Consider the following 20,253-nt stretch of genomic DNA (forward strand, 5'->3'; position numbering starts at 1 on the left):
CCATGTCTCAAAACGTCAACGCCATTCAGGACCACGTCCAGCTTTTTCACCAGCCGGAGTACCAGGAACTCTTTGAGCGCAAGCGCCAGTTTGAGGCCTGCCCCAGCCCTGAAGAAGTGCAGCGGGTAGCCGAGTGGACCAAAACCTGGGACTACCGGGAGAAAAACTTCGCCCGCGAGGCCATCACCATCAACCCCGCCAAAGCCTGCCAGCCGCTAGGGGCCATCTTTGCCGCTGCCGGGTTTGAGCAAACGCTGCCCTTTGTGCATGGGTCCCAGGGGTGTGTGGCCTACTTCCGCACCCACCTGACCCGCAACTACAAGGAACCCTTTGCCGCCGTGTCCACTTCCATGACGGAAGATGCAGCGGTGTTTGGGGGACTCCAGAACATGATTGAGGGGCTGATGAACGCCTATGCGCTCTACAAACCCAAGATGATCGCCGTCTGCACCACCTGCATGGCGGAGGTAATTGGGGACGACCTGGGGGCTTTCATCACCACCGCTAAAAACGAGGGGGCGCTTCCGGCTGACGTGCCCGTGCCCTACGCCCATACGCCCAGCTTTGTCGGCTCCCACATTGACGGCTACGACAACATGCTCAAGGCCATCCTGCAGACCCTGGAGGGCAAGAAAGGGGACAGCACGGGCAAATTGAACTTCATTCCTGGCTTTGACCCCTACATCGCCAATATCCGGGAGCTGCGGCGGATGCTCACCCTGATGGACATCCCCCACACCATCCTGGCGGACAATTCCGACACCTTCGATTCACCCAACACCGGCCACTACGTGCTGTACCACGGGCGGACCACGCTGCAGGAGACCGCCCAGGCGATCAACGCGGAGGCCACCGTCGCGTTACAGGCCTACTCCACGGAAAAGACGCGGGATTTCATCCAGACGGTCTGGCAACAGCCCACCTGTGTGCTGCGCCCGTTTGGGATTCAGGGGACGGATGCCTTTTTGATGAAGCTTTCCAAGCTCACCGGCAAACCCATTCCCCCCGAGTTAGAGGTCGAGCGGGGCCGAGCGGTGGATGCGATGACGGACTCCCAGGCCTGGTTGCACGGCAAACGCTTTGCCATCTACGGCGACCCCGACCTGGTGTTGTCCCTGTTGGCGTTCACCCTGGAGATGGGGATGGAACCCGTACACATCGTGGTGACCAACAGCAACGAAGCCTTTGAGCAGGAAGCCAAGGAGCTGTTGGCCCGCTATCCCAACGGTGGGGAAGCAACGGTCTGGGGTGGCAAGGACCTGTGGCACCTGCGCTCGCTGCTGTTTACCGAACCCGTGGACCTGCTGATTGGCAACTCCTACGGCAAATACCTGTGGCGGGATACGAAAACGCCCCTGGTGCGCATTGGTTACCCCATTTTCGACCGGCATCACCTGCACCGCTATCCCACCTTGGGCTACCAAGGGGCGATTAACCTGCTCAACTGGCTGGTGAATACGGTGCTGGACGAACTCGACCGGCAAACCATTCTTCCCGCCAAGACCGACTTCTCCTTTGACCTGATCCGCTGAAGACCCCATGTTTCGGACCCAGATCAACCAGCTTTTGACGGAACCGGCTTGCCCCCACAACCACCACCAGCACGGGGACCAGAAAAACCGGAGCTGTCGGCAACAGGCCAAACCGGGGGCGGCCCAGGGTGGATGCGCCTTTGACGGGGCCAGTATTACCCTGGTGCCGATTACCGACGCCGCCCACCTGGTGCATGGCCCCATCGCCTGTGCCGGCAATTCCTGGGGTACGCGCGGGAGTGGGTCGTCCGGCCCCCTGCTGTTTCGGACGGGTTTCACCACCGACCTGACCGAGCAGGACATTATTTTTGGGGGCGAAAAGCGGCTCTACCGGGCCATCCAGGAGATTGCTGAGCGCTACCGGCCCGCCGCCATCTTTGTCTATTGCACCTGCGTGCCGGCCCTGACGGGGGAAGATGTGGTGGCGGTGTGCCAGGCGGCCCGGGAAAAGGTGGGGTTGCCGGTGATTCCCGTCATGGCGCCGGGGTTTGTGGGGGGGAAAAACCTGGGCAATCGTCTGGCTGGGGAAGCCCTGCTGGAGTACGTCATCGGCACGGGGGAACCGCCAGCGGTGGGCCGCTTCGCCATCAATCTCATCGGCGAGTACAACATTGCCGGGGAACTGTGGGACGTCTTGCCCCTGTTTGAGCGGTTGGGGATTCAGGTGCTGGCGAAAATCACCGGCGATGCCCGCTACCGGGAAATCACCTACGCCCACCGCGCCCACTTGAACCTGGTGATCTGCGCCAAGGCCCTGCTGAACGTGGCGCGCAAGATGCAGGAGCGCTACGGCATTCCCTACATCGAGGGCTCGTTTTACGGCCTGGGAGAGATGAACCGCTGCCTGCGGCAAGTGGCCCAGCATTTCCAGGACCCCGACCTGAGCGCACGGGTGGAGGCCCTGATTGCCGAGGAAACCCAGCGTCTGGAGCAGGACCTTGCCCCCTACCGCGCCAAGCTCCAAGGCAAGCGGGTGGTACTCTACACCGGCGGCGTCAAAAGCTGGTCGGTGATTGCGGCGGCCCAGGATTTGGGTATGCGCGTGGTTGCTAGCAGCACTCGCAAAAGCACGGCTGAGGACAAAGCCCGCATCCAGCAACTGTTGGGGGACGAGGGCGTGCTCATCGAAGGCGGCGGCACCCAGGAACTGCTGGAGGTGATTCGTCGCACCCGCGCTGACCTGTTGATTGCCGGCGGTCGCAACCAATACACCGCACTCAAAGCTGGGATTCCCTTTCTGGACATCAACCAGGAACGGCACCACGGTTACGCCGGCTACCGGGGCCTGGTGACCCTGGCGCGGGAGTTGACCCATGCCCTGTACAGCCCCGTGTGGACCCACTTGCGGCAACCGGCTCCCTGGGAGGAGGACCTGCGTTATGGCTCGGATACAAGTACCTGAACGCGCCGTTGCGATCAATCCCTTGAAACTCAGCCCGCCGCTGGGGGCTGCCCTGGCTTTCCTGGGCATCAAAGGCGCACTGCCCCTGCTGCACGGTTCCCAAGGGTGTACCGCCTTTGCCAAGGTGATGCTGGTGCGCCATTTCCGGGAGGCGATTCCGCTGGCCACGACGGCGCTCACCGAAGTCAGCACCATCCTGGGGGGCGAGGACAACATCCGCCAGAGCCTGGAAACCCTGCTCGCCAAAGCCCAACCCCAACTCATTGGCCTATGCTCGACCGCTCTTGCCGAAACCCGTGGGGAAGACATTGCCGGCATTTTGCGGCAACTGCACTTGCCCATTCCCGTTATTTACGCCTGCGCGCCGGACTTTGGCGGTTCCCTGAGCGACGGGTACAGCCAAGCGGTGGAGGCCATCATCCGGGAACTCCCCCAACCGGGGCCGCTGCTGGCCGACCAGGTGACAGTGCTGGCGGGTCCCGACCTGACCCCAGGGGAGGTCGCCGACGTGAAGGCCCTGATCCAAGCCTTTGGTTTAACCCCCATCGTCATCCCCGACCTTTCCACATCCTTGGATGGACACTGGGCCAATGGCTACCACAGCGTCACCACCGGGGGCACGTCCCTGGCGGAACTGCGCGCAGCCGGACGCTCTGCTCACGTGCTGGTGATTGGCCAATCCCTGCGCCGGGCTGCCGAGCAATGGCGCGAGCGCTTCCAGGTGCCCTATACCTTGGTGCCGGGGGTGACTGGGCTGGCCGCCAGCGATGACCTGCTGCGCTGCCTGATGGCCTGGAGTGGCCAGAGCGTGCCTGCCCTGTACCGCCAGCAGCGACGACAACTGCTGGATGCCATGCTCGATACCCACTTTTACCTGGGCGGCAAACGGGTAGCTCTGGCTTTGGAACCCAACCAGCTTTTTGTCATGAGTCACTTTTTGGCGAGCATGGGGATGGAAATCCAGGCGGCGGTCTCCCCCACGCGGGCCGACTGGTTAGCGGACCTGCCCTGCGAAACGGTCATTGTTGGCGACCTGAGCGACTTGCAACAGCACGCCCCTGGCGCCGATGTACTCATCAGCAATTGCCGTGCAGCGCCGATTGCTCAGGCGTTGGGCCTGCCCCTGTTGCGCATGGGCCTGCCGATTTGGGACCGGTTGGGCTATCACCTGCGTTCCTACGTGGGTTACCGGGGCACCGCCCAGTTGCTATTTGACTTGAGCAATTTGCTCTTGGAAACTCCCCATCACCCCTAGACCTTATGGAGGTGTTGTCATGAAAGTTGCCTTTGCCACCACCGACGGGGAACACATCAACGCCCACTTTGGCTGGGCCAGGCTCCTGTCGGTGTACGAAGTCACGCCCGAGGGCTATCGCCTGGTGGAGCACCACCCTTTTCCTACCGGCACCGAAGACGGCAACGAGGACAAGCTCGTGCCGAAGCTGGAATTTCTCAAAACCCACCCTGACTGCAAGATTGTGTACGTCGCCGCGATTGGGGGGAGTGCTGCCGCCCGCCTGGTCAACCAGGGGGTGATGCCAGTGAAATCCCGCTCAGAAGCCGACCCCATCTCGGCCACCCTGGACCACCTGGTGCGCACCCTGCAGGGCAACCCACCCCCCTGGTTACGTAAAGCCCTCGGCACCAAACCCGCTTTTACGGAGGACTAGACCCATGAGCACCACCACCAGCCCCATCGTGGCATCTCCTTTTTTACAAACTCTTGTGGCCCAATACCGCGCCCAGGACCCCTACGGCATTTACGCTTCCTGGAGCGACGAGCGTTTCCTGCAACCCTACGTGCTCACCAAAGAACAGAAGCGCCAGATTTCCCTAGACCAGCCGGTGGACCCCGCCACCCGCGAGCGCATCACCCGCTTTTACAGCGCCATTGCCCGTCTCATTGAGCAGCAGCGGGGTAAGCTCACGCAGGTGGTGATTTCCCTCCACGACGAGGGCTTTGGCTGGGCCTTGATTTTCAGCGGGCGACTGTTGCTGGTGGCCCGTCCTCTGCGGGATGCCCAGCGCTTTGGGTTTGCGTCCCTGGAGCAGATGGCCCAGGCGGGTGAAAAGGACGTGCAAAATGCCCTGGCGCTCATTGACCGCTTTCCTGCTGTTACGGAGGTGTAGCCATGACCGGCACTTGGGAGCAATTCCAACGGCTGACTGACGCCGAAGATTACTTCCACTTCTTTGGGCTGCCCTATGACCCGCGGGTGGTCAACGTCTACCGCCTGCACATCCTGCGCAAGTTTGGCCTGCTCAAAGAGGCCATTGACCAGCAAACGACCGACCTGCAGGAGCGGCTCACGCATTACCGCACGGCGCTGGAGACCGCCTACCAGACCTTTCTTACTTCTTCAGCCCAGGAGCAAAAGCTGTTCAAGGTATTCCAGCAACCCGCTCCCCACGTGGTGCTGCTATCCGACCTCGTCGAGGCGCCCACCCATGGTTGAACTGTCTGCCCAAGAACGCGAGCGGTATCGCCGGCAAATGCAACTTCCTCACTTTGGGGAAACGGGGCAGTTAGCCCTCAAGCGCACCCGTGTCCTGGTCACCGGCGTGGGGGGGTTGGGTGGTACGGTAGCGCTGTATTTGGCCGCCGCCGGCATTGGCCAGCTCATCCTGGTGCGGGGCGGGGACCTACGCTGGGACGACCTGAACCGCCAAGTGCTCATGACCGAGGACTGGATAGGCCGGCCTCGCGTCTGGAAAGCCAAAGACACCCTGCACGCCTTCAACCCAGGGGTGGCGATTGAGGCCGTCCCCGACTCTCTCACTGACGCCAACCGGCGGGAACTGGTGGCCCGTTGCGACCTGGCGGTGGATTGTGCCCACAACTTCGAGGAGCGGGCCTTGCTCAATCGCACCTGCGTCGAACAGGGCAAACCGATGGTGGAGGCGGCAATGGACGAGATGACCGCCTACCTGACCACCCTCGTGCCAGGACAAACCCCTTGTTTGCAGTGCCTGTTTCCCGAATTTCCCCCTTGGGATAAATACGGGTTTGGCGTGCTGGGGGCCGTGGCCGGAACCCTGGCGTGCCTGGCTGCCCTAGAGGTCATCAAATACGTGACCGGTTGCGCGCCGGCGTTGTGCGGAGAATTGCTGGTCATGCATCTGAACATCCTCACCTTTCGCAAATACCGTCTGTACCGCGAGCCGGCCTGTCCGGTTTGCAGCTCACTGTTTCAGCGTTAGGAGACCTGCCATGGACATTACACCCCAAGCCCAAGACCGGCTCCGGTCATTGCTCAGCGCCCATCCCGGGTGCGTCTATCGCCTGCGGGTCGTGCCAGGAGGGTGCCAGGGCTATACCTACGACCTCAAGCTCGTGCGTCAGCCGGAGCCTGACGACCTAGTGCCACCCTTTCCCGACCTGCCGCTCTACATCGAGCGCCGCAGCGCGCCCTACCTAGAGGAGGTCGTCCTAGACTACGTGGACGGGCTGTTCAACCGCGGCTTTATCTTCCAACATCCTTACCGCTGTCACTGCGGTCAGTCCTTTGCCCCCTCGTCCTGTCCCAGCCGCTAGTCAACCGCCACCAGCACGTCCGACGCCTTGATCACGGCGTAGGCTTCCTTCCCCAACGTCAGCCCTAGCTTCTCACAGGACGCTCTCGTGATGAGTGCTGTGACCTCAATCCCAGGCGCAATCTCCAGGGTGACCTCGGCAATCACCATCCCCGTGACAATATTTTTGACCTTGCCCTTCAGGACATTCCGCGCACTGATTTGCACCTCGTTATCCCGCGTTACGACCATCCATTCTAGAGGAGAATGCATCATGACTTACTTAACCGGTTTAACCCAAGGCGGCCACGTCTGGACCCCCTACTTTGTCCAGGCCATTGACATGACCCGCTGCTTGGGGTGTGGCCGTTGTCTCAAAGTTTGTGGCCGCAACGTCTTGCATCTCCAGGCGGTCAACGAAGACTTCGAGTTTGTGGATGAGGACGAAGAGGAAAGCGAACGCAAGGTGATGACCATTGCCCATCCCGAATGGTGCATTGGTTGTCAAGCCTGCGCTCGCATTTGTCCTAAAAACTGCTACACCCACGCCCCCCAATTGGTGACTACATAACCTTCGTCGTCAGGGATAACTCCCTCGAAGGACCCATGAGACTTTTTTCAGGCTAAGATACACCTGCTGAAGCCCAACATATTACGGCGTGTCATCCCTTGGGTGGTAGGACAAAGCCCTGTCTTTATTTCTGTTTTTGACAACACTGGATCAGCTGTCTAGGTTATGAGAAAAGGAATGAAAATTTGTCCCACAACTTGCATATAACTACCGCTCAATAGTTGGCTAAACAAGTCCAAAATTTGTACAATAGACTACAGAATTTTTTCCGGTCTCTTTGCACCATATTTTATGGAGAATATCATTGCGATGGCGGCTAGAATTATTTGAAAAACTGTTAATGTATGGCTAGGAAATGGTGCCGTTTGCTTCTATTTATATTGGCATTTTTGATGGGGATTGGCGGGGCGGTTATCGTCCACCAAGGCAAGCCGGTTGCAGTGACCACAGGGAAACAACCCATCACCCTTGTGGTTTCAGCAGCAGCAGACTTGAAATATGTCTTTCCAGAGATCGGCCAGCAGTGGGAGCAGGAAACAGGAAACAAGGTAACGTTTAACTTTGGTTCGACGGGGCAATTAGCCCATCAGATTGAACGGGGAGTGCCGGTGGATTTGTTTGCTGCGGCCAATCGTAAATTTATCGAAGATCTGGATAAAAAAGGGCTGATTTATTCCGACAGTAAGGCGCTCTACGGCGTGGGGCGAATTACCCTGTGGCAACGACCTGATAGCCGCCAGGAATTGCGAACGTTAAACGACCTGATGCGACCAGGTGTCAAACGCGTGGCAATTGCGAACCCTGACCATGCGCCTTACGGAGTAGCTGCCAGGGAAGCCCTGCAAAGTGTGGGAATTTGGAGCGCCATTCAACCCAAGCTAGTGTTCGGTGAAAATGTGCGGCAGACCCAGCAGTATGCAGAAACAGGCAATGTAGATGCAGCAATTGTGGCGCTATCCATCAGTGTTAATAGACCAGGGAAATGGACGTTGATCCCCGACCATTTGCACAGGCCCCTTGAGCAGATGCTGGCCATTCCCAAAAGTGCGCGCCATCCGGAACTGGCCAAGCAGTTTGCGGCATTTATCAATGGACAAAAGGGAAGAGCGTTAATGCGCAAGTACGGGTTTGTGTTACCAGGGGAGAAACTCATCTCATGATCTGGCAACCGGCGCTGCTTTCGCTGCAAGTGATTGCCCTCGCAAGTGTGTTGATTTTAATCTTGGGCTTGAGCCTAGGAATCTTTCTAGCTCGCCAGCGATTTCCTGGGCAGATTTTTGTGTCCACCTTGCTCAATTTGCCGCTGGTGTTGCCGCCGAGTGTGGTGGGTTATTTGCTCCTGCTGGCGCTGGGGCGTGGCAGTCCCTTAAAAGAGTGGTTTGGCATTGATTTGCTCTTTACGTGGCAAGCAGGCGCGATTGCTTCGGCGGTGGTGGCGCTCCCGTTGATGGTGGAATCTACTCGCGCGGCCATTGCCAATGTGAATCCGGAACTAGAAGCCGCCGCCCGTACGTTGGGTTCACCAGAGTGGGAAGTGCTATGGCGAATCACCATTCCCCTGGCCTATCGCGGTATCCTGGCGGGTTTTGGGTTGAGTGTGGCGCGAGGTCTGGGGGAATTTGGGGCCACGTTGATGGTCGCCGGTAGCATCCCTGGACGCACCCAAACCTTGCCCCTGGCGATTTACGATGCGGTGCAGATGCAACGGTACGACCTGGCGAACTGGATGGTGTTGATCATGACTGGCATTGCCTTTATGGTGCTGTGGTGGGTGCGGCACATCGAAGCGCATCAACCCCAGAGTCAACGTTTCCCTGATCACTGTCATGTCCCTGGTCGTTCACATCCAAAAACACCTGCCCCATTATGACCTGGAAGTGAACTTTTCGCTTGAGCAGGGAACGCTCGGTATTCTGGGGAGTTCAGGGTCGGGCAAAAGTATGACGTTGCGCTGTATCGCCGGTATTGAAACACCAACGCAGGGCATGATTCGATTGCACAACCGCATCCTGTATGATTCACGAAAGAGAATCAATCTCCCTAGTCGCCAGCGTAGAGTGGGTTTTTTATTCCAAAACTATGCGCTCTTTCCGCACCTGACAGTTGCCCAAAACATTGCCTATGGGTTGCGGGGTTTATCGCCACAAGCGGTGCGTCAACGGGTTGGGGAGCAATTGGAAAAGATGCAGCTTTTGGGCTTGGAGAACCGTTACCCCCAGCAATTATCGGGTGGTCAACAGCAACGGGTTGCCCTGGCCAGAGCTTTGGCCCCTGCACCAGATATTTTGCTCTTGGATGAACCGTTTTCCGCTTTGGATACGCACCTGCGCAGTGAGTTGGAAAAACAACTCGTTAAAACCCTAGCAACCTATCCAGGGCTGACGCTGTTTGTGAGTCATAATCTGGAGGAAATTTATCGGGTCTGTCAAAAACTCCTGGTTCTTGATCAAGGCAAGGTGGTGGCGGTTGGGGATAAACAAGCAATTTTTGACCACCCTGACACCTTAACGGTCGCCCAACTTACCGGTTGTAAAAACTACTCTCGTATTGAAAGCGTAGGTCCTGCAACCGTTTATGCCTTGGATTGGGGCTGCATGTTGCAAACAGAAGATAGAGTTTTACCCGAACATACTCACATCAGCATCCGGGCGCATCACATTACTTTTTTGGACACCCCTGACCAGCCCAATACCTTTCCAGCCTGGGCGGTGTGGACGAGTGAAACACCTCATCGGATGACGATTTATCTCAAGCTCAAAGAACCGCCGGCAAACGCTGATGATTACCATCTGCAAGCGGAAGTATTCAAAGAGAAATGGCGACATCTCCAAGGTCTTCCTTGCCCGTGGTTTGTGAGCTTACACCCCCAGCAATTGCGATTACTTAAACCCTAGCCATCAAAAAACCAGGAGCGGGGCTGTGATGACCAGAATAGATGACTTAGCTACAAATGGCTTTCCTTTCTTCCTTAGTTGGCCTGGGCGTGTTACTATCAAGTGAGTAGCTTTATACCGGTAAAAAACGCTTGCCGCTGGGAACGCTAGGGATTGTTGCAGGGGGAGTCCTGACGCTGGTGGGGTTGGCCGCCTATTTCGCCAATCAACCGACGTTGAATCTAGCGGGCTTTTTCTACGGGATTCCCTTGCTGTTGGGAGGACTGGCCCTCAAAGCCGCAGAATTGCCGCCGGTGCCCTGGTTACGACCGACTCCTCCACAGGTCAAAGCGCAACGGCGCCAGGCCACTCTCACCCAAACCCAGATTCGCCAGGAAGTCACCCGCTATCGCTACGGGGAAAAGGCCCATCTCGCCCAAGCGTTCGAGCGTTTGCAACTAGGGAAAACGGAGATGGAATGGCCGGTGCTGGTCGGGATTCACGAGGAATTGCGCGACGGGCGTTATACCCTGGTACTGACATTTGATTCGCCAGCAGTGCCCTTGGCAACATGGCAAGCCAAACAGGAGAAACTCACAAGCTTTTTTGGCCCGGACATTGAAGTAGCCTTGGCGCAACCAGAGCCGGCGTTGGTGGAGTTGGCATTGATAAGCACGCGGGCGTAAAGTGCGATAGGAGGCTAAAGGAGTTGGGCTTTGTCCGGCAAGGATATCGGTGTCCTCGGTAGCTCGGATATTGCCTATAAAACTTTTAAGTTGTCGCACACAGGTAGCGGCCAGCCCCGTAACTGGAAGAGCTTCAGTCGTCTTTTATGTCAAAGCATTACGTGCTTGGCTATAGACTCGTAGTAGGAATACCGACGAAGAGCAACGCCAGAACATCTTAGGCTGACAAAGGCGTCCCCCCGCTTCGCTATTGGGGATGTCAATTCACCGCCACCGGACGGGCCGCACGCACAGCTTTGAACATCCCAAATCGGCATAACCCGGTGCCAAAGGCCCAGCGCATCAACAGAAATGTTGGCACTTCCCGCAGGGATTTTATCAACCCGATGAGTCCAAACCGCGCGATGCCCTCCGGTCGCACGACCCCTTGCCAGATGCTATCGAGCCAGGAGGGGAGGGTCGCCCGCGTCCAATCGGCTGTAATCACTTTGCCCTCCACCAGTCCTGTTGCCTCCAGCGCCTCGGCAAACTCTTCGATACTGGCAAATGCCGGATGCGACCACTGATCGAGCAACTGGCGCATGACGAATTTCTCCAAGGGATTGAGAGGTTTTTGCCGGTCATCCCGCTGGTTCCAATCCGCTACGACCAGGAGACCGCCCGGTTTCAACACTCGCATCATTTCCCAGGCAAAGCGCTGTTTGTCGGGGATATGAGGACCCGCCTCCACCGACCACACCACGTCAAAGCACTCGTCGGGAAAAGGCATGGCCAGCGCATCCGCCACCTGAAACGTAACCGGCAAATCGGGAGGCGTCAGCTCCTGCGCCCGTTTGACCTGTTCAGGGCTGAGGGTAATTCCGGTGACGACAAACCCGTAGTCTCGCGCCAGGAGACGACTGCTTCCGCCAATACCGCACCCGACATCCAGCACCGTTGTCCCCGGCGGCAACCGGTCTAACCCGGCCCAGCGCACCATCTCATAAACAAAATCCACCTTGGCCTGGCGGAAGTCCTTGCGCCGAGGAGGGTCGCCATAATGCCCTAGATGAATGTGCTCACCCCAGTAAAACTCCAAGATGCCGTCGCGCGTCCAATCGTCGTAAGAACGGGCCACCGACGCGGGTGATTCGTACTTGCGCGGGAAAAGGAAGTATAAGGCAAGACCGATGATGATGAAGGCAAGCAGTAAGCTGAATGTGGCTAGGAAGAACTGGAACATACCGCGTCGGGACGGGGTTGCAGGCTCTTGCTAGTGTAGCATCTCTAGCCAGGAGCTGCTGGCGTGCTAGAGTGGGGCCATGGACAGAACGAAACCCGCGCATCTTTACGTTGCGATTAGCGATCACGGGCTTGGTCATGTGACACGCACCCTGGCCATCGTGGCTGAAGTTCGTCGCCGCCAGCCGCAGGTGCGAATCACCCTGGCTACAACCGCCGCCGTATCGGATCTGAAAGCCTACTTGCCGCCGCCGTTTACCCATCGTCTGGTGCGCTTGGATGTGGGGGTCCGCCAGCGGGATAGCCTAACCCAGGATGTGACAGCTACCCGCCAAGCATTGGAAGCTCTGCTCAGCCAAGCGGAGGACTGCATCGCCCAAGAGGTAGCCTATATGCGGGCGACAGGGGTCAATCTCATCTTTGCGGATATTCCAGCGCTGGCGGGTTTGATGGCACGGGCTGCAGGAATTCCCTGTCTGATGTCGGGCAATTTCGGGTGGGACTTCATCTACCGGCAATGGGGTGGGGTGTTTGTGGAACTGGCAGACCGGTACGCCGAGGGCTATCGCTATTGTCATCACCTGTTCCGAGTGCCCTTTTGTGAGCCGATGGCCGAGTTTCCCCGGATTACCGATGTAGGGTTGACGGGACAGTGGCCGCGCTTTGCCCCAGAGCAGGTGCGAGCGCAGCTCGAAGTGGACACGCCCCCTGAGCGCACGGTGCTGTTTGCCTTTGGCGGCTTTGGGTTGCGGAACATTCCCTACGATGCACTCCAGCGGTTCAGCGATTGGTGTTTTTTGGTGTTTGACCCGCAAGCGCCGGCCTTGCCCTACCTGCGGCCCTGTTTTCAGACCCCCTATCGCCCCGTGGATGTGATGCCCCTGTGCGGCCGGGTGGTGACCAAACCCGGTTACAGCACCTATTCCGAAGCCTACCGGCTGGGGGTGCCGATTTACTCCCTGGAGCGCCAGGGGTTTGCCGAGGCGGAGCTACTCCTGCAGGGCCTTCGCAAGTATAGCTACCACCGGGTAATTGCTGTTGCCGATTTCTACGCCCATCCCTGGGAATTTCTCGCCTTAGACCCGTGCCCGCCCCAGACGGCCGACCGCCTGGCTACGGATGGCAATGAAACGGTCGCCCAAGCTCTCCTCGAGCACTTGTCCTAAGGGCACCTTTACAATTTGGTAAAGATTTAGCAGACCCGCCGATGACCCTTCTGCGTTGGGTGGACAAACGCCTCAAAATGGCGCCCCACTGGCTGGGTGTGGGAGTGATGGGCGCTCTGGTGCTGGTGGGCACGGGCCTTTGGCTAGGGAATCGGCGCGGCGTCGGGACTTTAGAAGTAGACGCCCTGACCGTACCAGCAACGCTACGGGACTTAACGGTGCGTATCCCCGCCAGTGGCCGGATTGAACCTCGCCGGCGGGTGAACCTGAGTCCCAAGACGCCAGGGCTGTTGGTCGCGCTGTACGTGCAGCAAGGCGACCGGGTCCGAGCTGGACAAATCATCGCGCGGATGGATGATGCGGAATTACAAGCTCGCAAACAACAGGCCCTGGCCAACCTGGCGCAAGCCCAAGCCCGGTTAGCCGAGTTGGAGCGGGGAAGTCGTCCCGAAGAAATCGCCCAGGCGCAGGCCCAAGTGCAAGCGGCGCAAGCTCGTTATGAACTGGCGCGTCAACGCCGGCAGCGCAATGAAGAGCTATTTGCCCAAGGGGCCATCGCCCTGGATGCCCTGGAGGCCGCCCGCACTGAAGAAGCCACTGCCCTAGCGGTCTTGCAGGAAGCCCAGCGCCGATTGGAATTGCTCCGGCGAGGGAATCGCCCCGAGGTGATTGCCCAAGCGCGTGCCCAGGTGGCGGCTGCCCAGGCCCAACTGCAAACTCTCCGCGTCCAAATTGCCGATACCGTGATCCGGGCGCCCTTTGCCGGTGTCATCACCCAGCGCTATGCCTCGGTGGGGGCGTTTGTCACCCCCAGCAGTTTCACGTCGGCTACTTCTTCAGCCGTGTCAAGTTCGATTGTGGCGCTCGCCAGCGAGTTGGAAATGGTGGCCCGTGTGGCTGAGACCGACATCAGCCGCATTCAACCAGGGCAAGCCGTTGAAATTACCGCCGACGCCTATCCTGGTGAGACGTTTTACGGGCGAGTCGCTTTGATTGCGCCCGAGGCGGTGGTGGAGCAGAACGTGACCTTTTTTGAGGTGCGGGTGCGACTCACCAGTGGCCAAAACCGTTTGCGGGCGGGCATGAATGTGGATGCCGTTTTTATCGGCGAACGCTTGCCTCAAGCGTTGACTGTGCCAACAGTGGCGGTGGTGACCGAACGAGGGAAAACAGGGGTCCTAGTGCCGGATGCCCAAGGAAGACCCAGGTTTCAGCCGGTAGTGCTCGGGGTCACGCTGAATGAGTACACGCAGGTGTTGAAAGGTTTACAACCTGGGACGCGGGTGTTCGTAGATGTGCCGCGCGGGATGTTCCCGAGTCGTTCGTAGCCGTTGTAGCTGAGTCATCTACGCAGGGCGCGGCTCCATCTTTGGTTTTCCGGTAGTGCTATGTAAGTAATGATGCATTATAGTAGTGGATGAAGTTGAATATAATGCCGATGTGATTTTCTAGGTTTTTAGAAAAGGACAGAGTTTTCCTCATCAAGCGACTAACTCGCCGCCTAAGAGTGTTGTTGAAGCGCTCAATCAAGGACGTCTTACCACTCCCTTTGACACCGACTTCGTGTTGAGATTTTGGAATCACCCGCCGATAAACTGGCCAAGAATCAGTATAAAATTTTGCCCGTTTTCGCCAAACAATTGGCACTCTCTTCCATAACTTTTTTTGCTGTCTCTATGCTTCTGTCTCCCCCACAGGCGGCTATAGCCAAGCCATCTATGGTTGTCAGCGCTTGAGTCCCAGCGCACGGCCTGGCCTTTGGGTTTTCTCTCCTCTCTCTGACAAACTAAAGCAGCTTAGCTATAACTTGACTGTAACAACCTGAAGCTGCTCAGCTATAGCAGAAAACATTTGAGTTAGCGTACTTGAGCAGCAGGCAAGGCAAAAGCGTCAAGGTTTCCAGTTGCTGCCCATGCCAGAATTACCTACCGGCGCCAATGCTGTCACGAACCAGCGGGTGATTTCCACCGGACGAGTAATTGCAGAACCGACGACGACGGCATAGGCGCCAGCCTCCATGGCTTGCCGAGCTTGGGCAGGCGTGCGGATCCGACCTTCGGCAATCACCGGTCGGGAGACCTGCTGACGCAATTGCCGGATCAACTCCAAGTCAGGTGTGTCTAGCGATTGATGTTCCGTCGCTGGTGTGTATCCCGATAGGGTCGTGGCGATATAGTCGGCTCCGGCGGCGGCGGCGGCAACTCCCGCCTCGACAGTATCCACATCAGCCACAAGTAACGTATGGGGCCATTGCTGCTTTATCCGGCGCACGAACTCCGTTCCTGTTATCCCCTGGGGTCGCACCCGCCAAGTGGCATCTACGGCAATCACATCAGCGCCGGCTTGGATTAACGCCTGGACATCGGCCAGCGACTCTGTAATCAACACCCGGCCATCGGGATAAGCGCTTTTCGTTAGGGCAATAATCGGCACCGCGACGTGGGGACGTACGGCTTTTACGTTGTTTACGCCACACAACCGCACGGCCACTGCACCTCCGAGCACCGCCGCTTCCGCAAACGCCCGGATAAACGTCTCACCGTAAAAGGGACTCCCCGGTTCGGCTTGGCAAGACACAATCAATCCCGGCAGCAACCCCATCGCTCAGTGGTAGAAATGACGAACGCCCGTAAACACCATGGCCACACCTGCGGCATCGGCGGCCTGGATGGACTCGCTATCGCGTAAACTACCCCCCGGTTGCACGATGGCGGTAATGCCTGCAGCGGCAGCAGCTTGCACCGAATCGCCAAACGGGAAAAAGCCATCGCTGGCTAAAACCGCTCCCTGCGCCTGTTCCCCGGCCTGCGCCAGCGCTAGTCGCACCGACCCCACCCGATTGGTTTGTCCTGCGCCAATTCCCAGCGTTACTCCCTGCTTTGCCACCACAATGGCGTTGGATTTCACGCCTTTGACCACCCGCCAGGCAAACACCAAATCGAGCCACTCCGTCTGTGTCGGGGCGCGCTGGGTCACCACTTGCCACTGCTGGGGTTGCACAGGGGCGACATCCGGCGTCTGCACTAAAAACCCGCCGCTAATCATCCGTACTTCCGCCAAGGGCCTTTCCTGCAGCTGGGGCAGCACCAGCACCCGCACTTTACTTTTGCGTTGCAGGATTGCCCGCGCGTCATCTGTACAACCAGGGGCCACAATGCACTCCAGGAATAACTCAGTCATGGCCTGGGCGGTCGCCGCATCCAAGGGTTGATTCACCGCTACAATACCCCCAAACGCCGAAACCGGGTCGGCCTGCACCGCTCGCTGGTATGCTGTGAGTAAATCGTCTGCACAGGCGACACCGCAGGGATTGGCGTGCTTGATAATCACCGCGGTGGGTTGCTCCAAGGGAAATTCGGCAATGAGCCGGCGGGCGGCTTCTAAGTCCACCAGATTGTTAAAACTTAATTCCTTGCCCTGGAGTTGTTGCGCCTTGCACCAACCGGTCGGTTCATTCCCTGTGCGATACCAGGCTGCCTGTTGATGGGGGTTTTCGCCATAGCGCAAGGGCTGCACTAATGTCCCGTAACACGCCCAGTAGGGGGGCCACGGTTCGGCGGGTTCGGTGAGATAGGCGGCAATCTGCTGGTCGTATTGACTGGTATGCCAAAAGGCTTGGGCGGCGCAGGCTTGGCGAAATGCCTGGGTGGTCTGGCCCTGGTGCGCCCGCAAATGCGCGAGAAATTCGGGGTATTGCTGGGGGTTGCACAATACGGTTACAAAGGCATGGTTTTTCGCCGCTGCTCGCAACAGGGCTGGCCCGCCAATATCAATTTGCTCTACGGCATCGGCGAGGGTGGTGTCGGGTTGCTGGATGGTCTGGGTAAAGGGGTACAAATTCACCACCACTAAGTCAATCGGCGCAATGGCCAACCGTTGTAAATCCGCCACATCCTGAGCAACATCCCGCCGCGCCAGGATACCCCCGTGAATTTTGGGATGCAACGTTTTAACTCGCCCCCCCAATATCTCCGGCGACCCGGTGTATTCAGCGACTTCCGTCACAGGTAATCCTGCCGCCCGCAACGTCCGCGCCGTACCCCCGCTGCTGAGCAGTTCATAGCCAAATTCCTGAACCAGCGCCTGGGCCAGTTCCACCAAGCCGGTTTTATCACTGACGCTGAGCAGGGCTTTTCTGGTCATCCGGCGGGTTAACCTTGACGTTCCCGGTACACCCCGTCCACCAGTTCTACGCCCCGGAAGGGATGCCCCAGCAGCCGATACCGTAACCGGTTATTCACTTCGGATAAACCGTGTTTTTTGTGGTGGGCCTTGACCCGTTCCAGATTGGCTACGTACCAGTCTTGAGCCGTGCGCCGGTCACATTGGGCCTGCATTTCCAGTACAGCAATGTCAATGTAAACCCGGTGATTGGGGTCTTCGACCTGGTCGTTGTACGCGGTAAGCATGTTGAACGCCTGTTCCACCGTCAACACGTGGGGTGATGGCGATTTGTCGGGGTGAATTTGCAACATCAAGCCATATTTAATCAACTCCCGCAGGCTCTTGCCCGAACTGGCCATTAACTGCTCGACAGCGGCCCGGTCTTCTGGTGTCAGTCCTAGGGCGTCCAGCGTGAGTTCACCAGCAGCTTGGCCTTTGGATTGGTGGTAACTGGCAACTAACAAATCAATCACCTGCGCCGGTGAGAGATGCAGCGTTTGGGCCAATTCCGCCACCCCCTTGTGAACCGGTTGGGTCGTTGGGTCGTCCAGTTTCGCCAGCAAAAAGCTCAACACATCGTTCCAGGAACCCCCCAGTTGCGACTTGAGTTCGCTGAGCCGCTGGTATTCGTCATCCGTCGGTGCAAAGGAAATTTTCGTGGTCATGCGCACCCCTTGCCGGTTCGTCCATACTTCATATTATGGGTGGTAACGCGCCGTTTGACCCACCGGTGTTGCGTTTTTTTCAGCCGGTGCGGGGGCAATCCCTAGCTGTGCAGCTATTGACCCAGGCGTTGGTCCAGCAGCGCGTGGCGCCAGCCTATTTGTTTCAGGGGCCAGCGGGCGTCGGTAAGGCGTTAACGGCGCGATGTTTTGCCCACGCCCTCCTAGGGTCTGGGAGTCACCACCCCGATTTGTTGTGGGTGCAACCAGGAGAAACAACCCGTCTCCAGCCACCGCAAATCCGTATCGAACAAGTGCGGGAAATCAGTGAATTTGTGAGTCGCACTCCCTGGCAAAGCAACCGTTCGCTAGTGGTGATTGAATCAGCCCAGTGCCTAACCGAACCGGCCCAAGACGCCCTGTTAAAAACGTTGGAAGAACCAGGTCATAGTCATGTGCTCTTGCTGGCCGACCGCCCGGATGAACTGCTCCAAACCATTCGTTCCCGCTGCCAGATTATTCCCTTTTATCCCCTGGCGACCGACGATTTATTGGCGGTTTTGGATGAACAAGGTTACCGCGACATCCGACAAAAGCCGGAGTTACTAGCCTTAGCGGGTGGTTCTCCCGGCGCCGCCATCACCCATTGGCAGCAATGGCAAGCGCTCCCCCCTGACCTGCAATCTTGCTTGGAAACAACTCCCCCGACATTGGCGCAGGCGTTGGAACTGGCCCGGCATTTAACCCAAACCCTAGAACCGGCCACGCAACTGTGGTTAACTGACTATTTGCAGATGTATTACTGGCGGCGGTATCCGCAACCGGAACTGGTGCAAATCTGGGAGCAAACGCGCCAAGCCCTGCTCAATTATGTGCAACCCCAACTAGTGTGGGAAGTCGCCTGGCTGCGGTTGTATCAATGGCACTCACGCCAATCCAGATGAAATGACAGAATCTTGGCATAGCCCACCCTCGGAGCAGTGGTATGCGTGGCTTCTCTATTGCAATTGTTGCCGTTGCTGCATTGGCCATTGGTGGGATAATCATTGGTTTCTATAGCATCTACACGCAACTCATCGCCCATTTTTTCGAGGGAGCGAGTATCACAAGCATGAAAGCTCGTTTCTCAACCCCTTTGATGACGTTGGAAATCCTATCCTTAGTAGCAGGTTTGGTATTTTTGTCTATCCATTTACTTTATTGGATTGGCATGTCCAATCGTAACCATCCGGCATATCGTGGCCTGACTCAATTTGTTAATAGCATTTCCCCGTCAATTGCGGTATTATTTCAAAGGCAAATTCTGGGTTTGGGGATTGGGATGTGTGGCAGATATCCTATGTCAGTCATTGTCCTGATGGCGTTTGAGAAATGGGCTGAGATTGTCAGGAAGAAGCGCTTGTTTTATTCTAGTTAAGAACGATGAACCGATAAGGAAATCCACCCATGACCGAACCCTTGGCTTTGGGAATTTTGGGATATGGCGGTTTGGGGCAGGCGATGGCCCGTCTCGTATCACGGCGGCAGCAGGTGCGTTGGGTCGCTGTAGCCGACCGTAAAGGGTATGCGTTTCATCCCGATGGTTTATCCCCCGCCCACTGTCAAAAGGTCTATAGCGAACGGGGGTCTGTCGGCTACTTGGAACCAGGGGGCGTCCTGAGCGACGACAGTCTGGGTGAACTGATAGCTCAACCCGGCATCCAGGCGTACTTCCTGGCCCTGCCCAATTTGCCGAATACCTTCATGGCGGAGGTGGCTCGCCGCTTTTTGAGCAAGGGATGGCGGGGGGTACTGGTGGATGCCCTCAAACGCACCAGCGCGGTGGAACAGCTACGGCAACTCCAGGCGGATTTCCAGGCGGGGGGCATTACCTATCTCACTGGTTGCGGGGCAACACCTGGGTTACTTACAGCAGCGGCGGCGCTGGCAGCCCACAGCTACGAAGAAATCCTGAGCGTCGAAATTCGCTTTGGGGTGGGCATCGCCAACTGGGAAGCTTATCGAGCCACTATTCGTGAGGACATTGCCCATCTCCCCGGCTACGACGTGGCCAAAGCCCAAGCCATGACCGACGAAGAAATCAATGCCCTGCTAGACCAAACCGACGGCAAGTTGTACCTGGAGAACATGGAACACGCCGACGATGTGATTTTGGAATGGGCCGGGATCTGCCCCCGAGAGCGCGTGACGGTGGGCGGCGTTGTGGATACCCGCAACCCCTGCAAACCCATTAGCACCCACGTCAAAATTACGGGCCGCACCTTTGAAGGCAAAATTTCCACCCACACCTTCACCCTGGGGGACGAGACCAGCATGGCGGCAAATGTCTGCGGCCCGGCGCTGGGGTATCTGCAAGCGGGTTGGCACTTACATCAACAGGGGCATTACGGGCTGTTCACCTGCGCCGAGGTCATGCCCCGCTGGGTATGCTAACAGCCCGCACAGGCCGGTGGTCGCTGTAAG

The 20,253-nt window shown here is 57.8% G+C and carries 22 protein-coding genes and 1 pseudogene; 18 read left to right on the plus strand and 5 right to left on the minus strand.

Going from position 1 to position 20,253, the window contains the following annotated elements:
* Positions 1 to 2 precede the first annotated feature (2 nt).
* The 8 genes from nifK to NZ705_06985 are packed head-to-tail and all read left to right on the plus strand — an operon-like array spanning position 3 to position 6,469.
* Positions 3 to 1,532 (plus strand): nitrogenase molybdenum-iron protein subunit beta, encoded by a 1,530-nt coding sequence (gene nifK, locus NZ705_06950; protein MCS7292694.1) that lies wholly within the window; start codon positions 3 to 5, stop codon positions 1,530 to 1,532.
* A gap of 7 nt (positions 1,533 to 1,539) precedes the next feature.
* Positions 1,540 to 2,934 (plus strand): nitrogenase iron-molybdenum cofactor biosynthesis protein NifE, encoded by a 1,395-nt coding sequence (gene nifE, locus NZ705_06955; protein ID MCS7292695.1) that lies wholly within the window; start codon positions 1,540 to 1,542, stop codon positions 2,932 to 2,934.
* On the plus strand, positions 2,912 to 4,189 hold the full coding sequence (gene nifN, locus NZ705_06960) for a nitrogenase iron-molybdenum cofactor biosynthesis protein NifN (GenBank protein MCS7292696.1): 1,278 nt from the start codon (positions 2,912 to 2,914) through the stop codon (positions 4,187 to 4,189). The genes nifE and nifN overlap by 23 nt, the downstream gene beginning before the upstream one ends.
* A 19-nt stretch (positions 4,190 to 4,208) precedes the next feature.
* Positions 4,209 to 4,604 (plus strand): nitrogen fixation protein NifX, encoded by a 396-nt coding sequence (gene nifX / locus NZ705_06965; protein ID MCS7292697.1) that lies wholly within the window; start codon positions 4,209 to 4,211, stop codon positions 4,602 to 4,604.
* Positions 4,605 to 4,608: 4 nt separating this feature from the next.
* On the plus strand, positions 4,609 to 5,064 hold the full coding sequence (locus NZ705_06970) for a NifX-associated nitrogen fixation protein (GenBank protein ID MCS7292698.1): 456 nt from the start codon (positions 4,609 to 4,611) through the stop codon (positions 5,062 to 5,064).
* A gap of 2 nt (positions 5,065 to 5,066) precedes the next feature.
* Positions 5,067 to 5,390, plus strand: a complete 324-nt coding sequence (gene nifW, locus NZ705_06975) for a nitrogenase-stabilizing/protective protein NifW (GenBank protein ID MCS7292699.1) — start codon at positions 5,067 to 5,069, stop codon at positions 5,388 to 5,390.
* Entirely contained in the window at positions 5,383 to 6,135 is a 753-nt protein-coding gene (locus tag NZ705_06980) for a HesA/MoeB/ThiF family protein (protein ID MCS7292700.1), read from the plus strand. The genes nifW and NZ705_06980 overlap by 8 nt, the downstream gene beginning before the upstream one ends.
* Positions 6,136 to 6,145: 10 nt before the next feature.
* Positions 6,146 to 6,469 (plus strand): iron-sulfur cluster assembly accessory protein, encoded by a 324-nt coding sequence (locus tag NZ705_06985; GenBank protein MCS7292701.1) that lies wholly within the window; start codon positions 6,146 to 6,148, stop codon positions 6,467 to 6,469.
* Here the strand turns inward: NZ705_06985 and NZ705_06990 are convergent.
* Positions 6,466 to 6,699 carry a molybdopterin-binding protein gene (locus tag NZ705_06990; GenBank protein MCS7292702.1) on the minus strand — a complete coding sequence of 78 codons (234 nt, stop codon included), beginning with the start codon at positions 6,697 to 6,699 and terminating at the stop codon, positions 6,466 to 6,468. The two genes, NZ705_06985 and NZ705_06990, sit on opposite strands and share 4 nt — an antisense overlap.
* A gap of 22 nt (positions 6,700 to 6,721) precedes the next feature.
* Between NZ705_06990 and fdxB the strand changes: the two genes are divergently transcribed.
* From fdxB to NZ705_07015, 5 genes are all read left to right on the plus strand, one after another.
* Positions 6,722 to 7,018, plus strand: a complete 297-nt coding sequence (fdxB, locus tag NZ705_06995) for a ferredoxin III, nif-specific (GenBank protein ID MCS7292703.1) — start codon at positions 6,722 to 6,724, stop codon at positions 7,016 to 7,018.
* Positions 7,019 to 7,398: 380 nt separating this feature from the next.
* Positions 7,399 to 8,178 (plus strand): molybdate ABC transporter substrate-binding protein, encoded by a 780-nt coding sequence (gene modA, locus NZ705_07000; protein ID MCS7292704.1) that lies wholly within the window; start codon positions 7,399 to 7,401, stop codon positions 8,176 to 8,178.
* On the plus strand, positions 8,175 to 8,888 hold the full coding sequence (gene modB / locus NZ705_07005; GenBank protein ID MCS7292705.1) for a molybdate ABC transporter permease subunit: 714 nt from the start codon (positions 8,175 to 8,177) through the stop codon (positions 8,886 to 8,888). Before modA ends, modB begins: the two co-directional genes overlap by 4 nt.
* The gene (locus NZ705_07010; protein MCS7292706.1) at positions 8,845 to 9,912 is read left to right on the plus strand and encodes a sulfate/molybdate ABC transporter ATP-binding protein; all 1,068 of its coding nucleotides are present in this window, start codon (positions 8,845 to 8,847) and stop codon (positions 9,910 to 9,912) included. Before modB ends, NZ705_07010 begins: the two co-directional genes overlap by 44 nt.
* A gap of 131 nt (positions 9,913 to 10,043) precedes the next feature.
* Positions 10,044 to 10,577, plus strand: coding sequence for a DUF2854 domain-containing protein (locus NZ705_07015; protein MCS7292707.1), 534 nt, complete (start codon positions 10,044 to 10,046; stop codon positions 10,575 to 10,577).
* A 259-nt stretch (positions 10,578 to 10,836) separates the two neighbouring features.
* Here NZ705_07015 and NZ705_07020 read toward each other — a convergent pair.
* Positions 10,837 to 11,736: pseudogene (locus NZ705_07020) on the minus strand (methyltransferase domain-containing protein).
* 202 nt (positions 11,737 to 11,938) lie between these two features.
* Between NZ705_07020 and NZ705_07025 the strand changes: the two are divergent.
* Positions 11,939 to 12,964, plus strand: coding sequence for a hypothetical protein (locus NZ705_07025; protein MCS7292708.1), 1,026 nt, complete (start codon positions 11,939 to 11,941; stop codon positions 12,962 to 12,964).
* A 41-nt stretch (positions 12,965 to 13,005) separates the two neighbouring features.
* On the plus strand, positions 13,006 to 14,292 hold the full coding sequence (locus NZ705_07030; protein ID MCS7292709.1) for an efflux RND transporter periplasmic adaptor subunit: 1,287 nt from the start codon (positions 13,006 to 13,008) through the stop codon (positions 14,290 to 14,292).
* Positions 14,293 to 14,854: 562 nt separating this feature from the next.
* Here NZ705_07030 and NZ705_07035 read toward each other — a convergent pair.
* From NZ705_07035 to NZ705_07045, 3 genes are read right to left on the minus strand one after another with little or no spacing between them, the layout of a single operon-like run.
* On the minus strand, positions 14,855 to 15,565 hold the full coding sequence (locus NZ705_07035) for an N-acetylmannosamine-6-phosphate 2-epimerase (GenBank protein MCS7292710.1): 711 nt from the start codon (positions 15,563 to 15,565) through the stop codon (positions 14,855 to 14,857).
* Between the two features lie 3 nt (positions 15,566 to 15,568).
* Positions 15,569 to 17,107, minus strand: a complete 1,539-nt coding sequence (gene purH, locus NZ705_07040) for a bifunctional phosphoribosylaminoimidazolecarboxamide formyltransferase/IMP cyclohydrolase (protein MCS7292711.1) — start codon at positions 17,105 to 17,107, stop codon at positions 15,569 to 15,571.
* Positions 17,108 to 17,115: 8 nt separating this feature from the next.
* Complete coding sequence (locus NZ705_07045; GenBank protein MCS7292712.1) at positions 17,116 to 17,793, minus strand: hypothetical protein; 678 nt, start codon at positions 17,791 to 17,793, stop codon at positions 17,116 to 17,118.
* Between the two features lie 65 nt (positions 17,794 to 17,858).
* Between NZ705_07045 and NZ705_07050 the strand changes: the two genes are divergently transcribed.
* Genes NZ705_07050 through NZ705_07060 form a run of 3 tightly spaced genes read left to right on the plus strand, consistent with a single transcriptional unit; the run spans position 17,859 to position 20,223 of the window.
* The gene (locus NZ705_07050; protein ID MCS7292713.1) at positions 17,859 to 18,734 is read left to right on the plus strand and encodes an AAA family ATPase; all 876 of its coding nucleotides are present in this window, start codon (positions 17,859 to 17,861) and stop codon (positions 18,732 to 18,734) included.
* 41 nt (positions 18,735 to 18,775) lie between these two features.
* Complete coding sequence (locus NZ705_07055; protein MCS7292714.1) at positions 18,776 to 19,207, plus strand: hypothetical protein; 432 nt, start codon at positions 18,776 to 18,778, stop codon at positions 19,205 to 19,207.
* Between the two features lie 29 nt (positions 19,208 to 19,236).
* Positions 19,237 to 20,223 carry a hypothetical protein gene (locus NZ705_07060; GenBank protein ID MCS7292715.1) on the plus strand — a complete coding sequence of 329 codons (987 nt, stop codon included), beginning with the start codon at positions 19,237 to 19,239 and terminating at the stop codon, positions 20,221 to 20,223.
* Positions 20,224 to 20,253: the final 30 nt, after the last annotated feature.

Source organism: Gloeomargarita sp. SKYB120, assembly GCA_025062155.1.
Taxonomy (GTDB): Bacteria; Cyanobacteriota; Cyanobacteriia; order Gloeomargaritales; family Gloeomargaritaceae; genus Gloeomargarita.